Below are 22,588 nucleotides of genomic sequence, written 5' to 3' on the forward strand. Positions count from 1 at the left end.
TATGGTAATAGATAATAAAAAATGATCGGATTTTAAAAAGGGGTGTGACTAATGGAATATGATGTAATCGTTGTAGGCGCAGGTCTTGCGGGTTTGACAGCGACAGCAGAGATCGCAGATGCAGGCAAAAAAGTACTGCTAATAGACCAAGAACCGGAAAGCTCGTTTGGGGGGCAGGCATGGTGGTCTTTTGGCGGGCTGTTTCTTGTGGATTCACCTGAGCAGCGGCGATTAGGCATAAAAGATTCAAAGGAGCTGGCATGGCAGGATTGGTTAGGAACGGCTGGTTTTGATCGGGAGAATGACGAGGATTTTTGGGGGAGAAAATGGGCTGAGGCTTATGTGGATTTTGCAGCAGGGGAAAAACGTGCATGGCTATATGATATGGGTGTGCGTTTTTTTCCTGTTGTCGGCTGGGCTGAAAGGGGCGGTTATCTAGCTGAGGGACACGGGAACTCAGTTCCCAGATTCCATATTGTATGGGGGACGGGTCCAGGTATAGTTGAGCCATTTGAACGGCGTGTGAGAGAACATATGAAAAAAGGCAAGGTTGAGTTTCGCCCGCGCCATCGTGTCGATCAGCTTTTAACTAATGGCCATTCTATTGTTGGGGTGAGCGGGTCAGTCCTTGAACCTAGTTCAGCCGCCCGAGGAGAGGCCAGTTCAAGAGTGGCAATCGGTGAGTTTGAATATCGTGCAAAAGCAGTGCTGATTACTAGCGGGGGAATTGGAGGGAATCATGACCTAATCCGCAAAAATTGGCCGAGCAGACTTGGGGAGGCACCAAAGCATATGCTGTCAGGCGTACCTGCGCATGTAGATGGCAGGATGCTGTCGATTACGGAAAAAGCAGGAGGAAGAATCGTTAACCGCGATCGAATGTGGCACTACACAGAAGGAATAAAGAATTGGAATCCTGTTTGGAATAGGCATGGAATTCGAATTCTCCCTGGGCCATCGTCCCTTTGGCTGGATGCCAGAGGGAGGCGTTTTCCAGCTCCGAATTTTCCAGGGTTTGATACATTAGGAACTTTAGAGGCGATTCAAAAAACGGGATATAGTTATTCATGGTTCATATTGACTCAGAAAATTATTGAACGTGAATTTGCTCTTTCTGGTTCAGAGCAAAACCCAGATTTAACGGGGAAAAGCATTAAAAAGGTATTGTCTAGAATTTTACCCGGAGCACCTGGCCCTGTACAGGCATTTATGGATAAAGGAGAGGACTTTGTTATTGCCAATCATTTGTCTGACCTTGTTGAGGGGATGAATAATCTAACAGAGGAGAAGTTATTGGATTTTGCAGAGATTGAGCGGCAAATTAAAGCTAGAGATCGAGAAATCGATAATAAATTTACGAAGGACCTGCAAATTACTGCTCTTCGAGGCGCCCGCCAATATATAGGGGATAAATTAATTCGAGTAGCTGCTCCACATAAAATACTTGATTCAAAGAATGGTCCTCTTATTGCAGTTCGGCTTAATATTGTCAGCCGCAAAACCTTAGGGGGACTGCAAACTAATCTATCGGGTCAAGTATTGAATGATAAAGGGGAAGCCATTCCAGGGCTTTATGCAGCTGGTGAGGTATCTGGCTTTGGCGGAGGCGGAATCCATGGCTACCGCGCGCTGGAAGGGACATTTGTCGGCGGATGTCTTTTTTCAGGTCGAGTAGCAGGACGCGCCATTGCATCGATCATGTGAAAAAATAAATAAGTTTAGCAGTCTAATACTTGTGAGACTACTAAACTTATTTATCTTGTGTAAGCTGTATATGAAAAGGCCATTAGAGCAGGTGTGGGGCCGGAAGTAAAAGTATAAAATGTACACACCGCCCAATTTTTATCGTTATTTAAATTTAATGTGGGCTTCATAGCCAAGCTGATCGAAAAATTGACTTAATACCTTTACGGCGCTATCTTCTGCTCTCGTTAATAACCCAATATTATCCGCTTCTTTTATAATTTCCGCCTGTGCTTTAGCTGCAAGGTCATACCCCTCGTCCCATTTCACTTCACTTCTAAACAGGCCTTCCTCTGAGTATGTTTGCACTTTGTCCATGTGTATGGATGGTTCTTGGATCAATGCTGCATGCGGCAGAGTTAGTTTAATTTCTTTATTTTCTTCATCCATTACAATGTTTTCATCTGTAATTGATTGCAGGTCGACTCCAGCAAGTACAGTTGCAGGAACGATTAGGAGTACCGTTCTTTTGGTGCCGGGGAAATTCACGCTGATTTCTTTATTAAAAAGTTTATTATCTTCTTCTTTGATTACTGTTGTAACGACAGCCTGTGCGGTAGCTAAGGTCGCCAATTCCTGAACACCTTCAACAATATTAACTGTTGTGCTTTGGTAGGTGCTGCCAGTAAAAAATTTAAAATAGGTAAACGCACCAAGGCCTCCTATTAAAAAAACGATAATAGTAATCAATAAAACTCGTAACTTAAAAGACTTGCCAAATAGGGGAAGTGGGATAGAAGATCTTTGTCTTGTCCCCATCGCTATGGAAGAGGCTGATTCTCTGCTTCCAGCAAGGATTTCTTCCTTGGCTGCGTTCAAATTACTCTTATCTTTTGTAAGTGGCATATGGATCCTCCTTGTCGAATTTTGAAAACGGGCTATCTATTATATACATTAATTCTCTATGAAAAGTTTCTACCTAATTATAGTTTATTTTCTTCCAAATGTGTGGGAAATGAAATATGTGGAAGCAGCAGAACCATTTCCAATTAGGGTGTAAAGGATATCCGAAAATTTCCTGTTGCATGAATACAAGAAATCATGTAATCTGTTACTTATTCAAATTGATCGTATATATCTTCTTATCGAGAGAGATGGAGGGACTGGCCCGATGATATCTCGGCAGCGGAACTGTAGGAAACTAGAGTTGCTGTGCCAAATCCAGCAAGCACATGTGCTTGAAAGATAAGAAGAGTGTTTTATAAATTCGTTTATAAGGCCTCTTCTTGCTGTGGTGAGAAGAGGTCTTTTTGTTGTCTAGGAAGTTGAAATTTTTTGGAGGTGTGTTTCATGGAAGTGGGAAAAAAAGGGAACCCATGGGCGCTTCTGCCCTTTGTGGTCTTTTTAATATTATTTATTGGAACAGGGATTGTGACGGGTGATTTTTATAAGTTTCCTGTCATTGTTGCCATTGCAATCTCTGGTGCAGTTGCATTAGTGATGAATCGAAAGGAAACGTTCAGTAAAAAAGTAGATATTTTCTGCAAAGGGGCAGGAAACTTGAATGTGATGCTTATGGTTATTATTTTCCTCCTAGCCGGGGCGTTTTCAGAAGTGGCTAAGGGGATGGGGGCAGTTGATTCAACCGTAAACTTTGCTCTTTCGGTCATTCCGCAAAATCTATTAATGGTCGGGTTATTTATTATTGCCTGCTTTATCTCCCTTTCAATGGGAACATCGATGGGGACGATTGTTGCACTTGCTCCAATTGGCGTTGGTATAAGTGAGCAAACAGATATTTCATTGGCGCTTTCCATGGCGGCGGTTATTGGCGGATCCATGTTTGGTGATAATCTTTCCTTTATATCTGATACAACGATTACTGCTGTTCGTTCACAAAATACACAAATGAAGGACAAATTTAAAGTGAACTTTTGGATCGTATTGCCTGCGGCCATTGTTACATGTGTGATCTTAGGCATTGTGACAATGGGAGAGAATGCAGAGATTGCGCAGCAATCCTATCACTTAGTGAAAATTATTCCATATGTTTTAGTCATCATTTTTGCCTTAATTGGAATGAATGTTTTTCTTGTCCTGGCATTAGGAATTGGATTAGCAGGAATTGTTGGATTGGCAGATGGAAGCTATCAATTGATGCCATTGGTTCAGAAGATTGGTGAAGGAATGGCTGGAATGTATGAGATTTCCTTCTTAGCTATTTTGATTGCTGGTATGGTAGAGGTAATTAAACATAACGGCGGGATTGACTTCTTGCTTCATATAGTCACTCGAAATATCAAATCCAAAAAAGGCGCAGAGTTTGGTATTGCTGGACTTGTCGGACTAACAGATTTATCAACTGCTAATAATACAATTTCAATATTGATTGCAGGACCGCTCGCAAAAAATATTGCCGATCAATATGAAATCGATCCTCGTAAATCGGCTAGTTTATTAGATATTTTCTCATGCTGTGTACAGGGGCTAATTCCATATGGAGCACAAATCCTGGTTGCTGCAGGGGTTGCTAGTATTTCACCAGTAAGCATTCTGCCTTTCTCCTATTATCCGATTCTAATAGGAATCTGCGGTGCAGTCGCCATTCTCATTGGCTATCCAAATTTTAAAAAAGAAAAAGGGGTTTGATATGTTATAATATTCGAAAAAAGGGGGTAGTGTAATGGAAGAAAAAGTAGTAAATGCTGTTCAGGATATTTATCCGGATGATTTCGCCTGGTGCTATGGCTGTGGTCGATTGAACGAGGAAGGGCATCATTTCCGTACAGGCTGGCAAGGGGAACAAACAGTAACTATTTATACACCAGAAAAAGCACATACTGCTATACCTGGCTTTGTCTATGGCGGATTAGTTGCTTCACTTATTGACTGTCATGGAACAGGCTCTGCTTCATTAGCGCTCCATCGCAAAAATGGCCATGAGGTAGGGGATGGTGCTGAGCCGCCTCGTTTTGTTACAGCATCCTTGAAGGTTGACTTTGTGAAACCAACTCCAGATGGTGTGCCATTAAAAGCGGTAGGGACAGTGACAGAAATCCACCCGAAGAAATGGAAAGTCGATGTAGAGGTATTTGCCAATGATGCGGTATGTGCTCGCGGAGAAGTTGTTGCTGTAGTTATGCCGAGTTCATTTAAGAAACAAGATTAATAAATATAAAGAAAACTAGGTGCTGATTGAATCAGCACCTAGTTTTATGTGTAAGAAAAAGTGTATTACAGAACCTGGTTTAAAAATCTTTGTGTTCGTTCATGCTGTGGATTTGAAAATAACTCGTTCGGATGATTTTCTTCTATTATATATCCATCTGCCAACATGATGACTCGATCGGCCACTTCCTTGGCAAAACCCATTTCGTGTGTAACGATCACCATCGTCATTCCTTCTCGGGCAAGCTCCTTCATAACCTGCAGTACTTCTCCTACAAGTTCCGGGTCAAGTGCAGATGTAGGTTCATCAAATAGCATGACCTGTGGTTCCATAGCTAAAGCTCTTGCGATAGCAACCCGCTGCTTTTGACCGCCTGATAATTGTTCAGGATAAAAGTTTGCCTTATCTCTCAACCCCACTTTTTGAAGCAGCTTCTGTGCTTTTAGAATGGCATGTTCTTTTTTCTCTCGCTTTACATAGATGGGTGCTTCAATAATATTTTCAAGTACCGTTTTATGAGGGAAGAGATTAAAATGCTGAAATACCATGCCTACTTTTTCACGTACTTTATTTAAGTTTGTTTTATCAGAATTAATCAATTCAGAATCAATGATAATTTCTCCGCCATTTGCTGTTTCAAGGAAGTTTAAACAGCGAAGAAGTGTGCTTTTTCCTGAACCGCTCGAACCTATTAGGACAACAACTTCTTGCTGCTTAATAGTTAAATCAATATTTTTTAATACTTGCAATGAACCAAAGGATTTAGATAATTGTCTAATCTCGATCATGCAGGGAGTGCCTCCTTCGGTTTGCTTACATCCAATTTCTTTTCAACTTTATTCGTAATAAAAGTAAAGATTAATACGATTATTAAGTAATAAAGACCGACAACAAAGTAGGTTTCAAAAGGCATAAAGTTTTCCCCTTGAACGGTCAATGCTGTGTTGTACAGGTCAGTTACTGAAATGTAGGCAACAAGTGATGAATCCTTTAGGCTGATAATAAATTGATTGCCTAATGGCGGAATAGCCCTTTTATAAGCCTGGGGAAAGATAATCCTTCGCATCGCCAAAGATTTGGGCATTCCTAATGATCTGGCTGCCTCCAATTGTCCCCGGTCAATTGATTGAACGGCTCCTCTAATGATTTCGGCAATGTATGCACCGGTATGGATACCTAATGCGAGTGCACCTGCAGTAAAGCTGCTTAATGTAACGAAGTTTGCAATACCATAATACAGAAACATGATTTGCACAATTAAGGGAGTTCCTCGAATAATGCCTATATAGAGATCAGCAATCCTATTCAAAATTTTATTTGAGGAGATTTTAAAGGATGAAAAAATGAACCCAATGATCATTGCAAAGAGCAAGGAGATGGCCGTTATTGAAATTGTCATCCATGAAGCTTTCAAGAAAGCGATGCCGTGTTCGCTTATGATATCAATAATGTTCGTAAAAAGTGTCATTAGTAGCTCTCTCCCTCTTTCATATAGAGGAGTGCATCTTTAGGCACTCCTACTTGCTCATGATGTTTTCATTAAACCATTTCATACTGATTTCCTCGTATGTGCCATCATCGATCATCGATTGAATGGCCTTATTAATTTTTTCGGCAAGCTCCGTATTTCCTTCTTGAACAGCTACACTTACCCGGTCTTCATTCAATAATTCACCGACTGCTTCAATTTTTAACCCTTTTTCATTTTTTGCATTTAGACCCACAATCTTATCGGTAATAACAGCATCGACGCGGCCAGCTACCAAATCCTGAAGGGCGTTTACATCACCTGGGTATCCTTTTACTTGATCGGATAATTCTTCAGCCATGTCCTTCCATGTGGAAGCCTGGATGACACCAATTGTTTTACCAGCTAAATCTTCCTTTGAACGGATTTCGGTATTCCCTTCTGCAATAAAAATTTGTGCCCCAGATAGATAGTATGGATTCGTAAAGTCAACTTGCTTGTCCCTTTCTGGCGTAGCAGTCATACTCCCGATAATCGCATCGTATTTATTAGCTTTTAACCCTTGAATAATGGTTTCCCATGGATTGGTCATGGGTTTCGGCTCCATTCCTAGCCGATTAGCAATTTCTGTTCCAATTTCTACATCAAAGCCAGTTAAGTTTCCATCCTTTTTAAAATTCAATGGAGGGTAAACACCGCTCATGGCAAATGTAAAGGTTTCTTTATTTGCATTTTTTTCATTTGAGCTAGCAGAAGTCTTTTCCGTGCTTGAATTTCCTTCAGTTCCGCAGGCAGCTAAAATCATAAGCAAGAATGCCAGACATAAAATCAGTAATTTTCTCATTTTCAATTCTCCTCCTGTAAATAACGTAGTAAACTACTTTTTGAAAATAAAAAAACACCGTTATATTTTGAATATGACGGTGTTTTCGACACCCTCATCGATAAGCCTTGAGTAAAGATAGCTCTCCGCAATCGTTTGATTGCGGCAGTTCTGCCCCTATTTGGGAACAGTCCCAGCTTTCTGAAAACAGTGATTTCAGACGCTTCGGCGACTTATCCTTTCTCCTGTCTTCAAAGATTTCACTGAATCTCCAACAGGCTACTAATATAAATCGCGACCTCTACCCCATCTCAAAGCTTTGAAAGATGAGGATTTAATATGCAGTTGTTTGAATTAATATCCATTATAGAGTGGCATTTTTTATTTTGCAATACTATTTTAATATTTTTTTAAATTCATATTTAAGTCTTGACGAATATTTCCCACTTGATATACATTTTTACGAAAGACTTTGAAAAAGGGGATGCAAATGATGCTTCAATGCCGTGAAGATGTACTAGCACTGACGAAACAGCTCGTCAATATTGAAAGCATTGTAAATACGGATGGGGAAAAGATCATTGCCAAATCCTTATTTACACTGATTTCGTCATTTCCATATTTCGCTGCACATCCGTCACATGTGAGGATGGAGCAAACACGAAACGATACGAATGAAAGATATAATGTATTAGCCTTTGTTAAGGGAACAAAAGGCAAGAGCAATCGCACAATTATTTTGATGGGTCATATGGATACGGTTGGAATTGATGATTTTAACCAGCTGAAAGACTTTGCCTGTTCTCCGGATGAACTGATGGAAGCGCTGAAATCAGAAGATCTGCCTCGTTCTGCCAGAGATCATTTGCAATCGGGTGAATGGCTGTTCGGGCGTGGCATCCTAGATATGAAGAGTGGAGTAGCGAGCAATCTTTATCTGCTGAAATATTACTCTCAGCATCCTGACAAGCTGGACGGGAATATTGTTTTTCTAGCGGAATGTGACGAAGAAGATGGCTCCAACGGAGTGTTATCCGCATTGAAAATGTTCCAATCATGGAAAGAAGAACATGGATTTGATTATGTGGGAGCAATCAATGCAGATTTCGTTTCTCCAAGATACGAAGGAGATACGAACCGTTATATTTATAAAGGTACAGTAGGCAAGCTCCTGCCATCTTTTTTCATAACGGGAGCAGAAACACATGTGGGTTCCTGTTTTGAGGGGCTGGATCCAAATTTCATTGCGGCTGAGTTGACCAAGCAGATTGATTATAATCCGGAGCTTTGCAATGAAGCAAATGGGGAAACGACCGTTCCGCCGGTTTCATTGAAGCAGACAGATTTAAAACCATCGTATACTGTTCAAACGGCACTAGCTGCTTATGTTTATTATAATTTTTTTATACATTCATGGACACCAAAGGATGTATTAATTAAGCTGAAAGAGCAAGCTTCCATTGCGTTTGATCATGCGTTAGCCTCATTTGATGAAAGATATAGAAAATATTGCGAACGGAGCGGGGAGCCATATCGAAATATTCCTTGGCGTTCAAGAGTCTATACCTTTGAAGAAATGGAACAAACACTTATTAAAGAAAACGGCAATGCTTATGTAAACCATATGGCTTCTTTTAAACAAATACTAATGCAGGATCCCGAGCTGGATACACGCATGTTTGCAGCGAGAGTGGTAGAAGAAGCATGGAAGTGGATGGCGGATAAAAGTCCTGCCATTATTCTCTTCTACTCTTCATTGTATTCACCAAGAATTGAGTTAACAGGAAAAACAGACAAAGAGCAGGCGCTGATTCATGCATTAGAGCAGGCGGTTGAACAAGTACAGCCTGAATACCCGCATCCGATTGTGACAAGAAACTTCTTCCCCTACATATCGGACATGAGCTTTGTTGCCCTAAGTGATGATGAAGAGGGAATACGTGCTGTTTCTGATAATAATCCTGGATGGGGAACAAAGCATTTTGTTGAATACAGTGACATCCGGAATTTAAATGTTCCAGTAATCAATATTGGACCATATGGTGTGGATGCCCATAAAAAACTAGAGCGCATGGAAATGGCCTATTCATTGGATATCGTACCTAATATTACAAATCTTGTTATTCAAGGGCTTTTGCAGGGATAATATATTGTTAGTAAGAAGAAAAAAAGCGCAGCTTGCTTGCTGCGCTTATGCTGTATAAAGATTTTTTACTATTTTCGGATTTGCTTATGCAAGCTAGTCTTTTGCAATTGACTTATAGTAATGGCAAAAGTATTTCTACTTTCGTTCCATTGGAAGAGCTATCAATCTTTAAATTGCCTTTATGCTCCTCAATAATATTTTTGCATATCATTAAGCCTAAGCCTGTTCCTTGTTCTTTTGTTGTAAAAAAAGGCTCTCCAATTTTGCTTAATAGGTGTTCAGGGATGCCGCTGCCTTGATCAATAATTCGGATCATAATCATCTCTGTAAGATGTCTGCGGATTTCGATTGTTATTCTTCCGCCATTTTCCATTGCTTCAATTGAATTCTTTAGAAAGTTGATAAATACTTGTTTTAATTGGTTTTCATTGCATTGGATGAACGGTAAGTTTGGTTCGATGCTTTTGATTAATTCAATGCTATTTAAATTAGATTGTGTTTTTAATAGAGTAATGACATGATTGATAATGACTTCTATATTCTTTCTCTCATATTTGACTTTCTGTGGTCTTGCAAGTACTAATAGCTCATTAAGTATGGTTTCAATTCGATTGATCTCTGAACTGATCACATCAAAATACATCTTATTGCCTTTCAAATCCTTCTCCATCATTTGAAAAAAACCTTTAATGGCGGTTAAAGGATTTCTTACTTCATGTGCGATGCCCGCGGCTAATTGGCCAGCAATTGTTAGCTTTTCGGAGTTAATGATTAAATCTTGCGTCTGTTTTCGTTCGCTAATATCCCTCATAATAACATGAACGGCTGGCTTATCTTGGTAAATGGTAGGGATTGTCTTAAGCTCTACATCAATTACCTTTCCATCCATCCGAATAAATCGTTTTTCAATTGGACCGATTGAATCCTTATGCATATCACGCTGTTTTAAGCGGTGATGATCATCAGGATGGACAAAATCATAGATAGGTCTTCCAACAATATCATGCTTTTCCTTAAAGCGAAGCATTTCCACACCTGTTTGATTAATGAAGAGACAGCGCTCTTCCCGCAAAATAATCACACCATCAGGGGACTCCTCTACAATGCGATGGTACCTATCTTCCCCTTCACGCAGCTTTTCCTCTGTTCGCCTTCTGTTAGAAATATCCTGGATTTGACTGATATAAAAAATGGGGTTTTGCTGTTCATCTCTTACTAGGGAGACACTCATAAGTGCCCATATTTCATATCCGTCCTTATGTATGTAACGTCTTTCTGAATGGTAGGAATGCTCTTTCCCATCTAATAATAAATGTACAATATGTAAATCGTTTTCTGAGTCGTCTGGATGTGTGATATCAAATATTTTTAATTTCAGCATCTCATGTTCTTCATAGCCAAGGATGCAGCAAAGCGCTTGATTTACCTTTAATAGTTCACCACTTGCTGCTATTAATGCCATTCCAATTGCAGAATTTTCAAAAGCCTGGATAAATAATTGCGGATGATCTAAAGTAATCTTTCCCAGCATTCATATGTACCCCTCATTTGTTGTTTTAAGGCAATCAAAGTTTAATTAGACAAGGATATGACAGATAAGCTACTATAATAAATATGTCAACTTCTATGATAGCACTTTTTTTAAAATATAAGTCAAAATTTTCAAAGTATACATATAAATTTTTATGATAATTTTCTCAATTATATTATTTTATAAAAGTAAATATTCCTTTCATAAAGGGGGGAACAACATGGCGCAAGGAAAGACGAATGCCATGCGTATTCTTGATTCAAAAACGGTTTCTTATGAATTAATCACCTATGATAACACGGATGGAAAGATTGATGGGCTGTCAGTGGCAGAAAAAATAAATCGTGATCCAAAATGGGTGTATAAAACACTTGTTGCCTATGGGAGCAGTAAGCAAGTATATGTATTTATTATTCCAGTAGGAGATGAGCTCGATTTAAAAAAGGCAGCAAAAGCTGCAGGCGAGAAAAAGATGGAAATGATCCCTGTTAAGGATATTCAGAAGCTTACAGGCTATATTCGCGGGGGATGCTCACCTGTTGGGATGAAGAAGCATTATCCAGCATTTATTGCTGTACAGGCTTTAGCATTGGAAAGAATCGTTGTCAGCGGAGGGAGAATAGGCTTGCAAATGGAAATGAATCCTCGTGATTTAATGCAGGCTATACAAGGAGAAGAAGCGGATATTTGTAAAACGGTATAGCGAAATTTCAGTAAAGAGTGCCTGCAAAATTTGCAGGCACTCTTTTTTTGATGCAGGTCCAAATGCTTTATAAAGGGATCATTATGCCCGATAAGTCATGAAAATAGCTCGATAAAATAACCAAAATGCTAGATAAACGAAAAAATTCGCCCGATAAAATTGAAAAATACTCCAAATAAATTTCTATTTTAACTAGGCGTTCACCCATGGGCCCTATCATGCATATTGTAAAGGTGAAAACAAATCAGCTAAAGAACGGGAAAGGACGTGTAAAAGTGGCTGGAAAGATAAAAAATTACTTTGCCGGCGGAAATACAGCCCGTGGTTTTTATAGCTTGTATGATTCGAATCTGGAAGGGCTCAATCGCATCTTTATATTAAAGGGAGGTCCTGGGACAGGGAAATCCTCTCTAATGAGAGCAATTGGAACAGAATGGGCCGAAAAGGGCTATGATATAGAATATCTTCATTGTTCTTCAGACAATGACTCGATTGATGGAGTGCTGATTCCAAAACTAAAAGTAGGCATTGTTGATGGAACTGCCCCACATGTTATAGAGCCTAAGGCACCTGGTGCAATTGAGGAATATGTAAATCTTGGAGAGGCATGGGATTCGAAGGCACTTGCTAATCAAAAAGAAAATATTCTTCAAATTAGCAGGGAGGTTAGCAAGTCGTTTGAAGCGGCATACAGTTCATTTGGAGAAGCATTAGAAATACATGACAGGTGGGAAAAAATCTACTTTGATCATATGGATTTTAGTGAGGCAGATCGGTTAACAAACAAGCTGATAGTTGAGTTCTATGGAAATATATATTTAAATAAGCAATCGGATATGAGGCATCGCTTTTTAGGTGCAGCTACACCAAAGGGTGCCGTAGATTTCGTCCCCAATCTAACAGAAGATGTACCGAAGCGATATTTTGTTAAAGGTAGAGCTGGAACAGGGAAATCTACCATGCTGAAAAAGCTTGCTGCAGAGGCAGTAACTAGGGGATTGGACATTGAGATTTACCATTGTGGTTTTGATCCTCATAGCCTTGATATGCTAATTATTCGTGAGATTGGGTTAGCAATATTTGATAGCACTAGTCCGCATGAATACTTTCCAAGCCGAGAAGGAGACGAAATAATCGATACGTATGAGGAAGTTGTCACTCCGGGAACGGATGAGATTTTTGCAGATCAAATTAATGAGATAAGCCAACAGTACAAGGCAAAAATGAAAGTGGCGATCTCTTATCTGGCACAGGCAAAGAAACACCGTGATAAATTAGAAGCGATTTATATCGATGCAATGGACTTTTCAGTCGTTGACCAGCTAAAAGACAGCATCCGCACAGAAATTTCTAGCATGGAGCCAGTCACCTCAACTTGGGAAGACTGATAGGGGTGACACTTAATATATATTTAAAAATAAATAGAAACAGCCAAACACAAAAATAGGCTCCTGGCATACATTAAATGGAATGCATGAAGAGAGGAGAATAAAATCAATGGATTATAGAAATTACCCTTATTCATTTCCTTATAATGTTGAAGGTCCAATAATGGATGAAAGAATCTTTCCTGGTGGAGGAGGAGGGGGAGGCGGAATGCCAGGCTTTCCACCAGGCTTCCCACCAGGGTCCCCATCTGGGTTCCCGCCAGGATTTCCGCCAGGGCAGGGCCAGCCAGGTGGAGGGCAGCAGGATGGACCGCCATCTTCACCCCCGCCTTCCTTTACACCACAAATGCAGCAGCAAGCATCTTTTGGCACATTTGCAGTAGATCCAGGAGCTATTAGAGGCTGTCTACGCCGTTTTACTTTCATCTGGCTTGAAAACGGACGGAGCTTTTGGTTTTTCCCAACATTTGTAGGGAGAACCTCAGTAGCTGGCTGGCGCTGGAGAGGTTTCCGCTGGGTATTTTATGGAACAGATCTTAACAGAATCCGTTCTTTCCAATGCTATTAAACAAAAAGACGGACTTCTAAAGAGTCCGTCTTTTTGCCATAGCCTAGGAAATTATAAAATCGAATGTTGTGGATAACTTTGGAGAAAAGAAATGGTCTAGCTCAAGAACGTAACGCCTAATAACTTCAGATCTCCTCCCTACGATAAGTCAACATCGGTTCGCTGGCTCACCGTGTTTCTTTTATCGCTGTCGTTGTCCCTTCTGCGTTTGAACGGAGATAATCAAGGCGCTTGCGCTTTTCTTATTAAAAGATAATATGGGCAGCCACTACAATGACAGGCAATGTAATGATCGTTCTTTCTAAAAAGATGATAAACAGATCTTTCAATGAAACAGGGATTTTCGAACCTAGTAAAAGTCCGCCAACCTCTGACATATAAATAAGCTGTGTAACAGATACAGCTGCTATAATAAAGCGGGTCATTTCACTCTCAATGGATGCACCAATGACCGATGGAAGAAACATATCAGCAAACCCGACAATCAATGTCTCAGACGCAGCCTTTGCTTCTGGAACCTGCATAATTTCAAGCAGCGGAATAAACGGGATGCCAAGAAATTTAAATATCGGTGTATATTCTGCAAGAATAAGAGCGATTGTACCGAGTGCCATAACAATGGGAGCTACGCCCATCCACATATCTAGAATATTTTTGGATCCTTGCTCGAAGAATCTTTTTATGCTTTGATTTTCTTTTGCTTTATCGACAGCTTGGACAACGCCCCAGCTAAATGCTGTGTACCCTTTTGGAACAGATTCATCCAATTCCTCTTTTTTGTCTCCGATGTACGTATTGGGTTTTCTTGAAAGTGGCGGAATTCTAGGACAAATAATTGCTGCCACTAATCCAGCTAACGTCACAGTCAGATAAAAGGGAGCAAATAAATGACCTAAGTTAACTTGAGAAATAACCACAAGGGCAAATGTAATTGAAACGACAGAGAACGTCGTACCAATAATTGCCGCTTCCCTCTTCGTATAATATCCCTCTTCGTACTGCTTACTCGTAAGTAAGACACCAATTGTTCCATCCCCAAGCCATGAAGCCATACAATCGATAGATGATCTTCCTGGAAGCTTAAAAATTGGCCGCATCACCTTTGTTAGCATGGAACCGAAAAATTCTAGAAGACCGTAGTTCAACAATAAAGGAAGAAACAAGCCGGCAAATAAAAATACAGAGAAAAGGACAGGAAGCAAATCATTTAGCAGCAAGCCGCCCGTGTTTTCTGACCAAATAAACTCAGGGCCAATTTTAAAAAATGCGGCAATCACAAATAGTGTCCCGAGTATTCTTGCTCCAAACCAGACAGTCGGCACATTAAATAAACTATTGAAAAAAGGACGATCAATAATAAAGGCCGGTTTGAAAAGTTTTGCAATTACTGTACCTAACAGCGTCAGAATAATGATGACAGTCATAATTGCTGGCAGATAGGCAGCAAGTACATCTTGAATCCACTTTGAAAGAATTGCGATAGGGATGGTAATCTCATCGTTATATTTTAACGGAACGATAAATAAGCTAATCCCGATAAGGGAAGGAATAAGAAATTTTAATACATCTACAGTAGTGACTTTCTTTCTAGTTGTGTCAATCAAAACGATCACCTTTGCTATTTATATTTATAAGACAAAACTCATTTTAATTCATATTCATGGAATTGCCAACCTTTTTTATTTAGCTTCCACCGTTTCCCTTCTTTTATTTATAGAAAATGTCATTCATACCTAATGAAATTGAATTGTGTTAAAATATTTAAAAGTCAGATAAAGGGGTGGGAAGGTGCCCAGATTTCATGTTTACTGGATTTTTACGAAAAAAGCCTTTCTTCGTTCGGCTGTGTACCGGTTTGATGTTTGGTCGAGGTTAGGCTCTAATCTTATTTTCCTTCTCATGTGGGGTTCTATTTGGACTGCTCTATATGCAGGAAGGGAAGAAGCTGGCGGTATCAGTTTTCAAGCCATGCTGACATATATTATTGTCAGCCAATTTTTAACTGGGGTGAATGGAGCAGGTACACCGCTTTGGGAAATTCAAGAGAAGGTTAGGACTGGAGATATTGCTCTTGAGTTAATGAGACCTTTCAATATCCCGCTTAGATACTTATTTGCTGATTTCGGCAGTGTCGCCTTTTATATTGTGACGGCTCTCCTGCCAATTTATGCAATGCTATTTATTTTTATGGATTTTACGTTGCCTGCAGATGTATTCACTTGGGTAAGTTTTATTGCTGCAGCGTTCATCGGTTTTTTAATCCGGTACTGCATTGAAATGTCCTTCGGTCTGCTCTCTTTCTTTTTAGTAGAGACAGGAGGAATAGAGGATATTTTTTACTTTGCAATGTCTCTGCTCTCGGGCTCTGTTATTCCGCTATGGTTTTTCCCTGAGTGGCTGGCAAAAGTAGCTGCCTATTTGCCTTTCCAAGGAATCTATTACATACCCAATGCTATTTTTATCGGGGAAATTGCCGGAGGGGAAATCTTGCTTTCCATTGGCTTGCAGATTTTCTGGTTAATTATTTGCTATTTTTTATTAAGACTTGTTTGGAATAGAGCCTCACATAAAGTAGTTGTACAAGGAGGTTAACAGATGGCTGCAATTAAATATGTGAATCTCTACTTTAAGTTAGTTTCAGCAGGAATTCGTGCACAAATGCAGTACCGATTTGCTTTTATCATGAGGATTATCGGTCTAATTACTGCCTATACGGGTACAGCTGTCACGATGTGGGTAATGCTCTATCAGTTTCAGGTGCTTGGTTCATGGAACTTTTTTGAAATGCTTTTTCTTTATGCAGTTGCTATCCTCTCTTGGGGTTTTTGTGTCATCCTATTTTTACACTTTCGCAGTCTTGATACATATATTTTAAACGGAACATTCGACCGCTTTTTGGTCAGACCGATTAATCCCTTTTTTCATTTCATGGCAATGAAGTTTGATATGGCTTCATTCGGACAGTTTATTTTTAGTCTAATTATCTTTATTTGGGTGAGTCTTGAATTACATATTGAGTGGTCCAGCGGAAAAGTGCTGTTTCTGCTCGCTTCCATCATTGGAGGCATTCTCATCCAGGGGGGAATGCTCGTATTGATTTCGGCAATTGCCTTTTGGACAACGAAATCTCAGCAGTTCTATTGGGTCGTCATGTATCCGGCAAGAAATCTAACGAATTATCCGTTAGTCATTTACCCGAAAATTGTTCAATGGATTGCCGCGTTTGTTGTCCCGTTTGGATTTGTAAACTATTTTCCTGCAGCAGTTATTTTAGAAAAAGGAACGCCATTTTTTCCAGAGAGTATTGGTTACTTTTCCCCACTGGTAGGTCTTGTATTCTTTATTATTGCCTATTGTGTATGGATGCTTGGATTGAGCCGGTATAAGAGTACAGGCTCGTAGGTTAGGAGGAAGTTTGGATGCCGATTATTGAAGTAGCGAATGTAAGAAAGGATTTCATGATTGCGAAACGGGAAACTGGAATGATGGGGGCTTTAAAAAGCCTAATTAAGCGGGAGTATATAAAGAAAGAAGCGGTTAAAGATATTAGTTTTTCAATTAATGAAGGAGAGATTGTTGGCTATATCGGTCCAAATGGAGCCGGGAAGTCGACAACCATTAAAATGCTCACAGGTATTCTCGTCCCAAGCTCGGGAGATGTTCTAGTTAATGGGATTGTGCCATATGAAAATAGGCAGGAGAATGCGAAAAGTATTGGCGTTGTTTTCGGGCAGCGATCTCAGCTATGGTGGGACTTGCCAACGATTGAATCCTTTGAACTATTAAAAGAAATCTATCAAGTATCCAATCAGCGTTATAAGAAAAATATGGACACGTTTACCGACATTCTTGGATTGGATGAGTTTCTGAACACACCTGTAAGGCAATTGTCCCTTGGCCAAAGGATGAGGGCTGATATAGCTGCCTCATTACTGCATGATCCGCCTATTTTGTTTCTTGATGAACCGACGATTGGTCTTGATGTGGTTGCAAAAGAGAAAATGCGGACATTCATTAAAGAGATAAATCATGAGCGGAAAATTACAGTTATCCTAACGACACATGATATGGAGGATATTGAAAAGCTATGTGAGAGGATGATCCTGATTGATCATGGCATGAAGGTGTACGATGGGGAAATAGCAATGATTAAGGAGAGGTTCGGAAAAATCCGCACACTTATCGTTGATTTAGAAGAGTCTCCCCGCAGTATACAGCTATTGGGTGGAGAGGTATGTAAAGAGGAAGGAAACCGCTATTGGATTAAGTTTAATCGTGATGAAGTCTCTGCTTCTGAATTGATTGCCCAAATTACAAAGACTCATAGTGTAAAAGATTTAACGGTGGAAGAGCCTGCAATTGAATCTATTATTAGCCGTATTTATCAGGAGGGGTATCAGCCGTTAAAGGCTTAAGGGGGGAGGATCTCTTCCTTAAGCCTTTTGATAAGAATTTGGTAATGTAAAGAACTTTTATGTTGGATCAGATTGTGTATCCCCTAATTTTGCTGCATAATCGATCAAAAAGTGAAGGGCGATGAGTGGTAAAATCGAACCTAACCCAATATATAGGATGGAAAAGAGCACACCAATGAGTGTTGTTCTTAAAACACCTAAGGCACCTTGATAAGTATGGGCTAACCCAAATAACAGCGAAGAAAGCAGAATAACTAGCCAAATGGATACATTCGGTGACAAATAGGCAATTGCAAAAAGCAGAAATCCTCTATAAATAATCTCTTCCGTTACACCAGCAGTAAATGAAACGTAATTCCATAGCTTTTGTTCCTTCTTAGTGACTGGCAATATAGCTGAAAAACTAACTTTTGCAGACTGTTGTTCCTTTGCGTTTGTTAGTTGGCTTTTGATTTTTTTGCTGAAATGATAACCAATTGAATAGTATAGGATGAGTAAGAAATAAAGGAAAGCAATGCCTAATCCTATATAGGTAACGGCTGAACCAAGAATGAGCGGATTAATTGCTGGTATGGTTAATCCAATTTCTCTTAAAGTAAGATCGGTAATAAGAATTAGAAAAAGGATAAAAATAGTCGGAATCCATAATCCAATAATCGTATGGACATAGTATTTAACTCTTATATTCTCTTCTATTTTTACTTTCTCTTTAAATCTTTGAAAACTAAAATAACCAAGAATGGGTTCATAAAGCAATAAGAAAGCAATTAAGATCCAAAAGCTTATCTCCAAGTCGCACACCTACTTTCTTTACGGCTGGAATGATGATTTTGCAAATAAAAACAAACGCTTATCCTTCCAATGTCTCCCCTTTAAACTGCTGATCTGCCAGCTTTCTGTACAATGCATGTGATTCAAGCAATTCATGATGTGAACCTGTACCTGTAATACATCCGTCCTCGATTACAGCGATTTGGTCTGCTTCAACAATTGTTGATAAGCGATGAGCGATAACAAGAGTGGTCCTTCCAGCCATTAATTGCTGCAGTGCCTGTTGAACGAGATGTTCTGAAGCACTGTCAAGATTGGAGGTGGCCTCATCAAGAAGGAGGATTTTTGGGTTTCGAATTAAAGCCCTAGCGATAGCAATTCTTTGCCGCTGACCGCCAGAAAGCTTCATTCCTCTCTCTCCAACTTCCGTTTCAAATCCTTTCGGCAGACGCTCAATAAATTCTGCCGCGTTTGCCAGCACTGCTGCTCGCTGGATATCTTCATCTGACACTTGATTTTCAATACCGTAACAGATATTTTCCCTAATGGTTCCCGACATAAGGGGACTTTCCTGTGAAACATAGCCGATCTGGCTTCTCCATGAAAGAAGATTAAAGTCAGAAATATTCGTTTCACCAAGCAGGATCTCACCTGACTCTGGCATGTAAAAGCGTTCAAGCAGTGCGAATAAAGTAGTCTTGCCGCTTCCGCTCGGTCCAACAAAGGCAGTTGTTTTTCCAGATAGCATGGTTAAGCTGATATTTTTAATAATTGGATTTTCTTTATAGGCAAAAGATAGATTTCGAAAAGTTAGATCCTGTGCAGAATTGCTAACGTTAAGGGTTTGGGAAGATGACTCTTTTTCAATACCAAGGATCTCTTGGATTCGTTCCGTCGCCCCAACCGCCTTTTGGAAAGCGGTAAAAAAGGAGGCCATCTGTGTGAAAGGAACGACTATTTGAAACATGTAGATAATAATCGCAACTAGGGAGCCTGCTGAGAGGGCACCTGATGCTACTTGAACACCGCCATAGCCGATTAAAATGACGAGCACGAGCATCATGATAAACGTCATAAAAGGTGAAATGACTGCTTGAATTTTGGCCTCCCTTAACCCAAATTGGAACAGATGCTGGATGCCTTTATATCCCTTTCGTTTCTCTGTATTCTCTGCATGGTAGGCTTTCACAAGACGTATATCTGATAATACACGCCCAAGGTTTCCTGAGAAGTCGGCCATTTCATCTTGAGTAGACTTTGAAATTTTATATACCTTTTGTCCGAGCGGCATGATGATGGCGATTGAAATGGGCACGGAGATAATCATAATGAGCGTCATTTTCCAATCAATTAAAAGGAGAATGATGATGGAACCAATAATAGAGATAAGCCCAGTTAAAAAAGTGATTAGATGCTGTGTGATAAGGTTTTTGACAATGTTGGTGTCCTGTGTCACCCTGCTCATCGTTTCACCTGATTGATGCTGGTCGAAAAACGGGATCGGAAGAGATAACACTTGCTCCCATAGCCGTTTTCTTATCGACGCAACAATTGCTTCCCCAATATAAGTCATGAAGTAAAAGGAAAATCCGGAAGAAACGGTTTGGATAATAAATGCAGCTGCCAGCAGGATAATTAAAGAGGCTTCAAGTGCAGATGCCGCAAGCTGATCAACAAGAGACTTTGTAAAAAGTGGGACAATTAGACCTGCTCCTGTTTCAATTAAGCTTAAGAATATGGCGAGAATAAAGATCCATTTTGGCGGGTTTGCTTCTTTTAATAATTGCCAAAATGCCCGCCAATTTGCGGAGGTTATCTCTTTATTAGCTGGTTTCGTTTCCATCAGCTATCACACCTTTCCTTATTAAATAAACTTCCATTGCTTTCCCAACCCATTCTTCTTCTTCAGGTGTAAATGGAGAGGGAAATAATTTAGGGTCATCTTCAATTTCAACCTGACTATTAATCAAATCCTGAATAAGCTCTAACGATCCTCCTAATACATCTTCTGTAATGTCCATATATTGCTTAATCAACTCTTGTACATCGTCACTTTCGGGATTTTTTCCAACTGCTTCCTTCATTTTAGTGAAAAGAAGGGCAGTCCTTGTATTTAGCTCCTGTTGTTTTTCTTCCGATATGTCATATAAAGTTTCTACTTTATTCTCGGGAATAAGCCCTTTTAGCCATTCTTTATGCTCATCTTCCATCTGGATATTATTAATTAATGAGATAAAGATGGAGGAGTTAACCGTTCCTTGGTCCTCCATCATATGAAGAGCGTGATCCAAGGCGCGGATGACACGTTCAATATGCTCTTTTCTTTGCATCATCTCTTGTTTTTGAAAAGCAAGGGAGTCCTTTAAATCCCAATCCTTTAAATGAAGGAACTCACTAATTTTTTCTAAGGAATAGCCCAAAAATTTAAGCGCAACAATTTTTTGCAGTTGAATGATGTCATTATTAGAATAATATCTCCGCCCTGAAGGAGAGACTAAAGTAGGTTTAAGCAAATGAATCTCATCGTAATAACGAAGAGCACGGATGGTCGTTCCAGTCTTTTTTGCAAACTCACCAATAGAATATTTTTCAGCCATGATTATGCCTCCAATCATCTTTCTACTATTATCATAAAACCTAACGTAACGGGAGAAGCAAGAAAAAATTTACAATTCATTTATAATTATTTTCAGAAAAGTGTTATAATAAGGGAGGGGGAGTGATGAATATGTGGTTTTTAGTCATTCTTTGTGTTTCTTTGCTTGGCATCGGGTTTCTTGTAGACTGGTGGAATAAAAGACATGGAATAAGGAATTTTGATCCTGAAGAAAATGCGAGACATGTTTCAGAGTCAGAGAGAGCCTATATCGAATCCCATATGCATAATATAAAAAATGACCATAATAATGGGCCGTTTTAATTTATAGGGCGTGACTGCAAAAAAGCGGTGATGCCTTTTTCTTATTAGAAATGAATGTTTTATAGCCTTTCTAGCTACAATGAATGAATATGATGAAAAAGAGGGGTAAGTAATTGATGCTGCACGTATTAGTCGATTTATTTGAGCAACATCGAGATCAGGAAAAGGCAATCCCCATGCAAAATTACATGAAAAATCATTTTCCGTTTCTCGGTATTAAAACACCTGAAAGAAGAAGCTTAGTGAAACAATTTTTTGTAGAAAGCGGAATCTTAAAGACCGATTTCCAGACGGACTTTATTCTGGCTTTATGGAAAAAGGATGAAAGAGAATATCAGTATGCTGCACTGGATTATTTAGAGAAATCAATGAAAATGAAAAGGCTGGAGAAACAACATCTCCCCTTTCTGGAGCAGTTAATTACCTCTAAATCCTGGTGGGATACGGTGGATATCATTGCCCCCAAACCCGTTGGAGCCATAGCTTCTAAACATCCAGAGGTCATTGCAGATAGAATAGAAAATTGGGCATCTGGTGATCACATATGGCTGCGCCGTTCAGCGATTCTTTTTCAGCTTAAATATAAAGCTCATACAGATGAAGAGCTGTTATACCGCTATATCGTTCAAAATAAAGAGAGCAAGGAGTTCTTTATTCAAAAAGCGATTGGCTGGGCATTGCGGGAATACTCAAAAACGAATCCAGCATCAGTAAGAGCCTTTATAGAATCAACAGCTTTGCCTAGCTTAAGTGTCAGGGAAGGAAGTAAATATATTTAGATTAGATTTTTTCTAAAAGTTTGTTGTTTTGAATAAGCTATGTGAATGAAGGATATCGAACCAAAAAGGTTAGTGGATTGGAGTGGAAGGTGCGAGACTCCAGCGGGAGTAGTGGGACAGGTGAGACCCTGCAGGAGCGTAAGCAACGAGGAGGCTCACCGCCCACCCCGCGGAAAGTGAGCACCTGAAGCGGAAATCCACCTCTGCCAACACTTAATAGTTAC

At 39.8% G+C, this 22,588-nt stretch carries 21 protein-coding genes and 2 riboswitches; of the genes, 12 read left to right on the forward strand and 9 right to left on the reverse strand.

Annotated elements, in window-relative coordinates; translation table 11 throughout:
- Window positions 1–51: 51 nt before the first annotated feature.
- Window positions 52–1,704 (forward strand): FAD-binding dehydrogenase, encoded by a 1,653-nt coding sequence (locus ASU02_RS00760; RefSeq protein ID WP_057759952.1) that lies wholly within the window; start codon window positions 52–54, stop codon window positions 1,702–1,704.
- Window positions 1,705–1,848: 144 nt separating this feature from the next.
- Here the strand turns inward: ASU02_RS00760 and ASU02_RS00765 are convergent, their stop codons facing one another.
- Window positions 1,849–2,589 (reverse strand): DUF4230 domain-containing protein, encoded by a 741-nt coding sequence (locus ASU02_RS00765; RefSeq protein ID WP_057759955.1) that lies wholly within the window; start codon window positions 2,587–2,589, stop codon window positions 1,849–1,851.
- A gap of 233 nt (window positions 2,590–2,822) precedes the next feature.
- Window positions 2,823–2,935, forward strand: a riboswitch (SAM riboswitch).
- Window positions 2,936–3,033: 98 nt separating this feature from the next.
- Between ASU02_RS00765 and ASU02_RS00770 the strand changes: the two genes are divergently transcribed.
- Complete coding sequence (locus ASU02_RS00770) at window positions 3,034–4,332, forward strand: Na+/H+ antiporter NhaC family protein (protein WP_057759958.1); 1,299 nt, start codon at window positions 3,034–3,036, stop codon at window positions 4,330–4,332.
- A 34-nt stretch (window positions 4,333–4,366) separates the two neighbouring features.
- Window positions 4,367–4,852: a PaaI family thioesterase gene (locus ASU02_RS00775; RefSeq protein ID WP_057759960.1), complete on the forward strand. Its 486-nt coding sequence runs from the start codon at window positions 4,367–4,369 to the stop codon at window positions 4,850–4,852.
- A gap of 65 nt (window positions 4,853–4,917) precedes the next feature.
- Here ASU02_RS00775 and ASU02_RS00780 read toward each other — a convergent pair whose 3' ends face one another.
- Genes ASU02_RS00780 through ASU02_RS00790 form a run of 3 tightly spaced genes read right to left on the reverse strand, consistent with a single transcriptional unit; the run spans window position 4,918 to window position 7,164 of the window.
- Window positions 4,918–5,640, reverse strand: a complete 723-nt coding sequence (locus ASU02_RS00780) for an amino acid ABC transporter ATP-binding protein (protein WP_057759963.1) — start codon at window positions 5,638–5,640, stop codon at window positions 4,918–4,920.
- The gene (locus ASU02_RS00785) at window positions 5,637–6,320 is read right to left on the reverse strand and encodes an amino acid ABC transporter permease (protein ID WP_057759966.1); all 684 of its coding nucleotides are present in this window, start codon (window positions 6,318–6,320) and stop codon (window positions 5,637–5,639) included. Before ASU02_RS00785 ends, ASU02_RS00780 begins: the two co-directional genes overlap by 4 nt.
- A gap of 49 nt (window positions 6,321–6,369) precedes the next feature.
- Window positions 6,370–7,164 (reverse strand): ABC transporter substrate-binding protein, encoded by a 795-nt coding sequence (locus ASU02_RS00790; RefSeq protein ID WP_057759969.1) that lies wholly within the window; start codon window positions 7,162–7,164, stop codon window positions 6,370–6,372.
- Between the two features lie 110 nt (window positions 7,165–7,274).
- A riboswitch (Lysine riboswitch) is annotated at window positions 7,275–7,455 on the reverse strand.
- Window positions 7,456–7,636: 181 nt separating this feature from the next.
- Between ASU02_RS00790 and ASU02_RS00795 the strand changes: the two genes are divergently transcribed.
- Entirely contained in the window at window positions 7,637–9,289 is a 1,653-nt protein-coding gene (locus ASU02_RS00795) for a M20/M25/M40 family metallo-hydrolase (RefSeq protein ID WP_057759972.1), read from the forward strand.
- Between the two features lie 112 nt (window positions 9,290–9,401).
- Here ASU02_RS00795 and ASU02_RS00800 read toward each other — a convergent pair whose 3' ends face one another.
- A complete protein-coding gene (locus ASU02_RS00800) occupies window positions 9,402–10,820 on the reverse strand; it encodes a PAS domain S-box protein (RefSeq protein WP_057759975.1) in 1,419 nt (472 codons plus the stop codon).
- 220 nt (window positions 10,821–11,040) lie between these two features.
- Between ASU02_RS00800 and ybaK the strand changes: the two genes are divergently transcribed.
- The 3 genes from ybaK to ASU02_RS00815 all read left to right on the forward strand — a co-directional run bounded on the left by ybaK (window position 11,041) and on the right by ASU02_RS00815 (window position 13,479).
- Window positions 11,041–11,523 (forward strand): Cys-tRNA(Pro) deacylase, encoded by a 483-nt coding sequence (gene ybaK, locus ASU02_RS00805; RefSeq protein WP_057759977.1) that lies wholly within the window; start codon window positions 11,041–11,043, stop codon window positions 11,521–11,523.
- A 275-nt stretch (window positions 11,524–11,798) separates the two neighbouring features.
- Entirely contained in the window at window positions 11,799–12,911 is a 1,113-nt protein-coding gene (locus tag ASU02_RS00810; protein ID WP_057760442.1) for a PRK06851 family protein, read from the forward strand.
- Between the two features lie 109 nt (window positions 12,912–13,020).
- Entirely contained in the window at window positions 13,021–13,479 is a 459-nt protein-coding gene (locus ASU02_RS00815; RefSeq protein WP_057759980.1) for a hypothetical protein, read from the forward strand.
- A gap of 245 nt (window positions 13,480–13,724) precedes the next feature.
- Here ASU02_RS00815 and ASU02_RS00820 read toward each other — a convergent pair whose 3' ends face one another.
- Window positions 13,725–15,080 (reverse strand): YjiH family protein, encoded by a 1,356-nt coding sequence (locus ASU02_RS00820; protein ID WP_057760444.1) that lies wholly within the window; start codon window positions 15,078–15,080, stop codon window positions 13,725–13,727.
- 187 nt (window positions 15,081–15,267) lie between these two features.
- Here ASU02_RS00820 and ASU02_RS00825 point away from each other — a divergent pair, with 187 nt between their 5' ends.
- Genes ASU02_RS00825 through ASU02_RS00835 form a run of 3 tightly spaced genes read left to right on the forward strand, consistent with a single transcriptional unit; the run spans window position 15,268 to window position 17,894 of the window.
- A complete protein-coding gene (locus tag ASU02_RS00825; protein ID WP_057759982.1) occupies window positions 15,268–16,071 on the forward strand; it encodes an ABC transporter permease in 804 nt (267 codons plus the stop codon).
- A 3-nt stretch (window positions 16,072–16,074) separates the two neighbouring features.
- Window positions 16,075–16,881 (forward strand): ABC transporter permease, encoded by an 807-nt coding sequence (locus tag ASU02_RS00830; RefSeq protein WP_057759984.1) that lies wholly within the window; start codon window positions 16,075–16,077, stop codon window positions 16,879–16,881.
- A gap of 17 nt (window positions 16,882–16,898) precedes the next feature.
- Entirely contained in the window at window positions 16,899–17,894 is a 996-nt protein-coding gene (locus tag ASU02_RS00835) for an ABC transporter ATP-binding protein (RefSeq protein WP_057759986.1), read from the forward strand.
- A gap of 57 nt (window positions 17,895–17,951) precedes the next feature.
- Here the strand turns inward: ASU02_RS00835 and ASU02_RS00840 are convergent, their stop codons facing one another.
- From ASU02_RS00840 to ASU02_RS00850, 3 genes are read right to left on the reverse strand one after another with little or no spacing between them, the layout of a single operon-like run.
- Window positions 17,952–18,686 carry a CPBP family intramembrane glutamic endopeptidase gene (locus ASU02_RS00840; RefSeq protein WP_057759988.1) on the reverse strand — a complete coding sequence of 245 codons (735 nt, stop codon included), beginning with the start codon at window positions 18,684–18,686 and terminating at the stop codon, window positions 17,952–17,954.
- A 58-nt stretch (window positions 18,687–18,744) separates the two neighbouring features.
- On the reverse strand, window positions 18,745–20,508 hold the full coding sequence (locus ASU02_RS00845; protein WP_057759990.1) for an ABC transporter ATP-binding protein: 1,764 nt from the start codon (window positions 20,506–20,508) through the stop codon (window positions 18,745–18,747).
- Entirely contained in the window at window positions 20,489–21,262 is a 774-nt protein-coding gene (locus tag ASU02_RS00850; RefSeq protein WP_057759992.1) for a MerR family transcriptional regulator, read from the reverse strand. Before ASU02_RS00850 ends, ASU02_RS00845 begins: the two co-directional genes overlap by 20 nt.
- 125 nt (window positions 21,263–21,387) lie before the next feature.
- On the opposite strand from ASU02_RS00850, the gene ASU02_RS00855 reads away from it, so the two are divergent.
- Window positions 21,388–21,585 (forward strand): hypothetical protein, encoded by a 198-nt coding sequence (locus ASU02_RS00855; RefSeq protein WP_232426108.1) that lies wholly within the window; start codon window positions 21,388–21,390, stop codon window positions 21,583–21,585.
- Window positions 21,586–21,701: 116 nt separating this feature from the next.
- A complete protein-coding gene (locus ASU02_RS00860; RefSeq protein WP_198317391.1) occupies window positions 21,702–22,364 on the forward strand; it encodes a DNA alkylation repair protein in 663 nt (220 codons plus the stop codon).
- The last annotated feature ends 224 nt before the right edge of the window (window positions 22,365–22,588 follow it).

It is taken from the genome of Cytobacillus praedii (genome assembly GCF_001439605.1).
GTDB classification, from domain to species: domain Bacteria; phylum Bacillota; class Bacilli; order Bacillales; family Cytobacillaceae; genus Cytobacillus; species Cytobacillus praedii.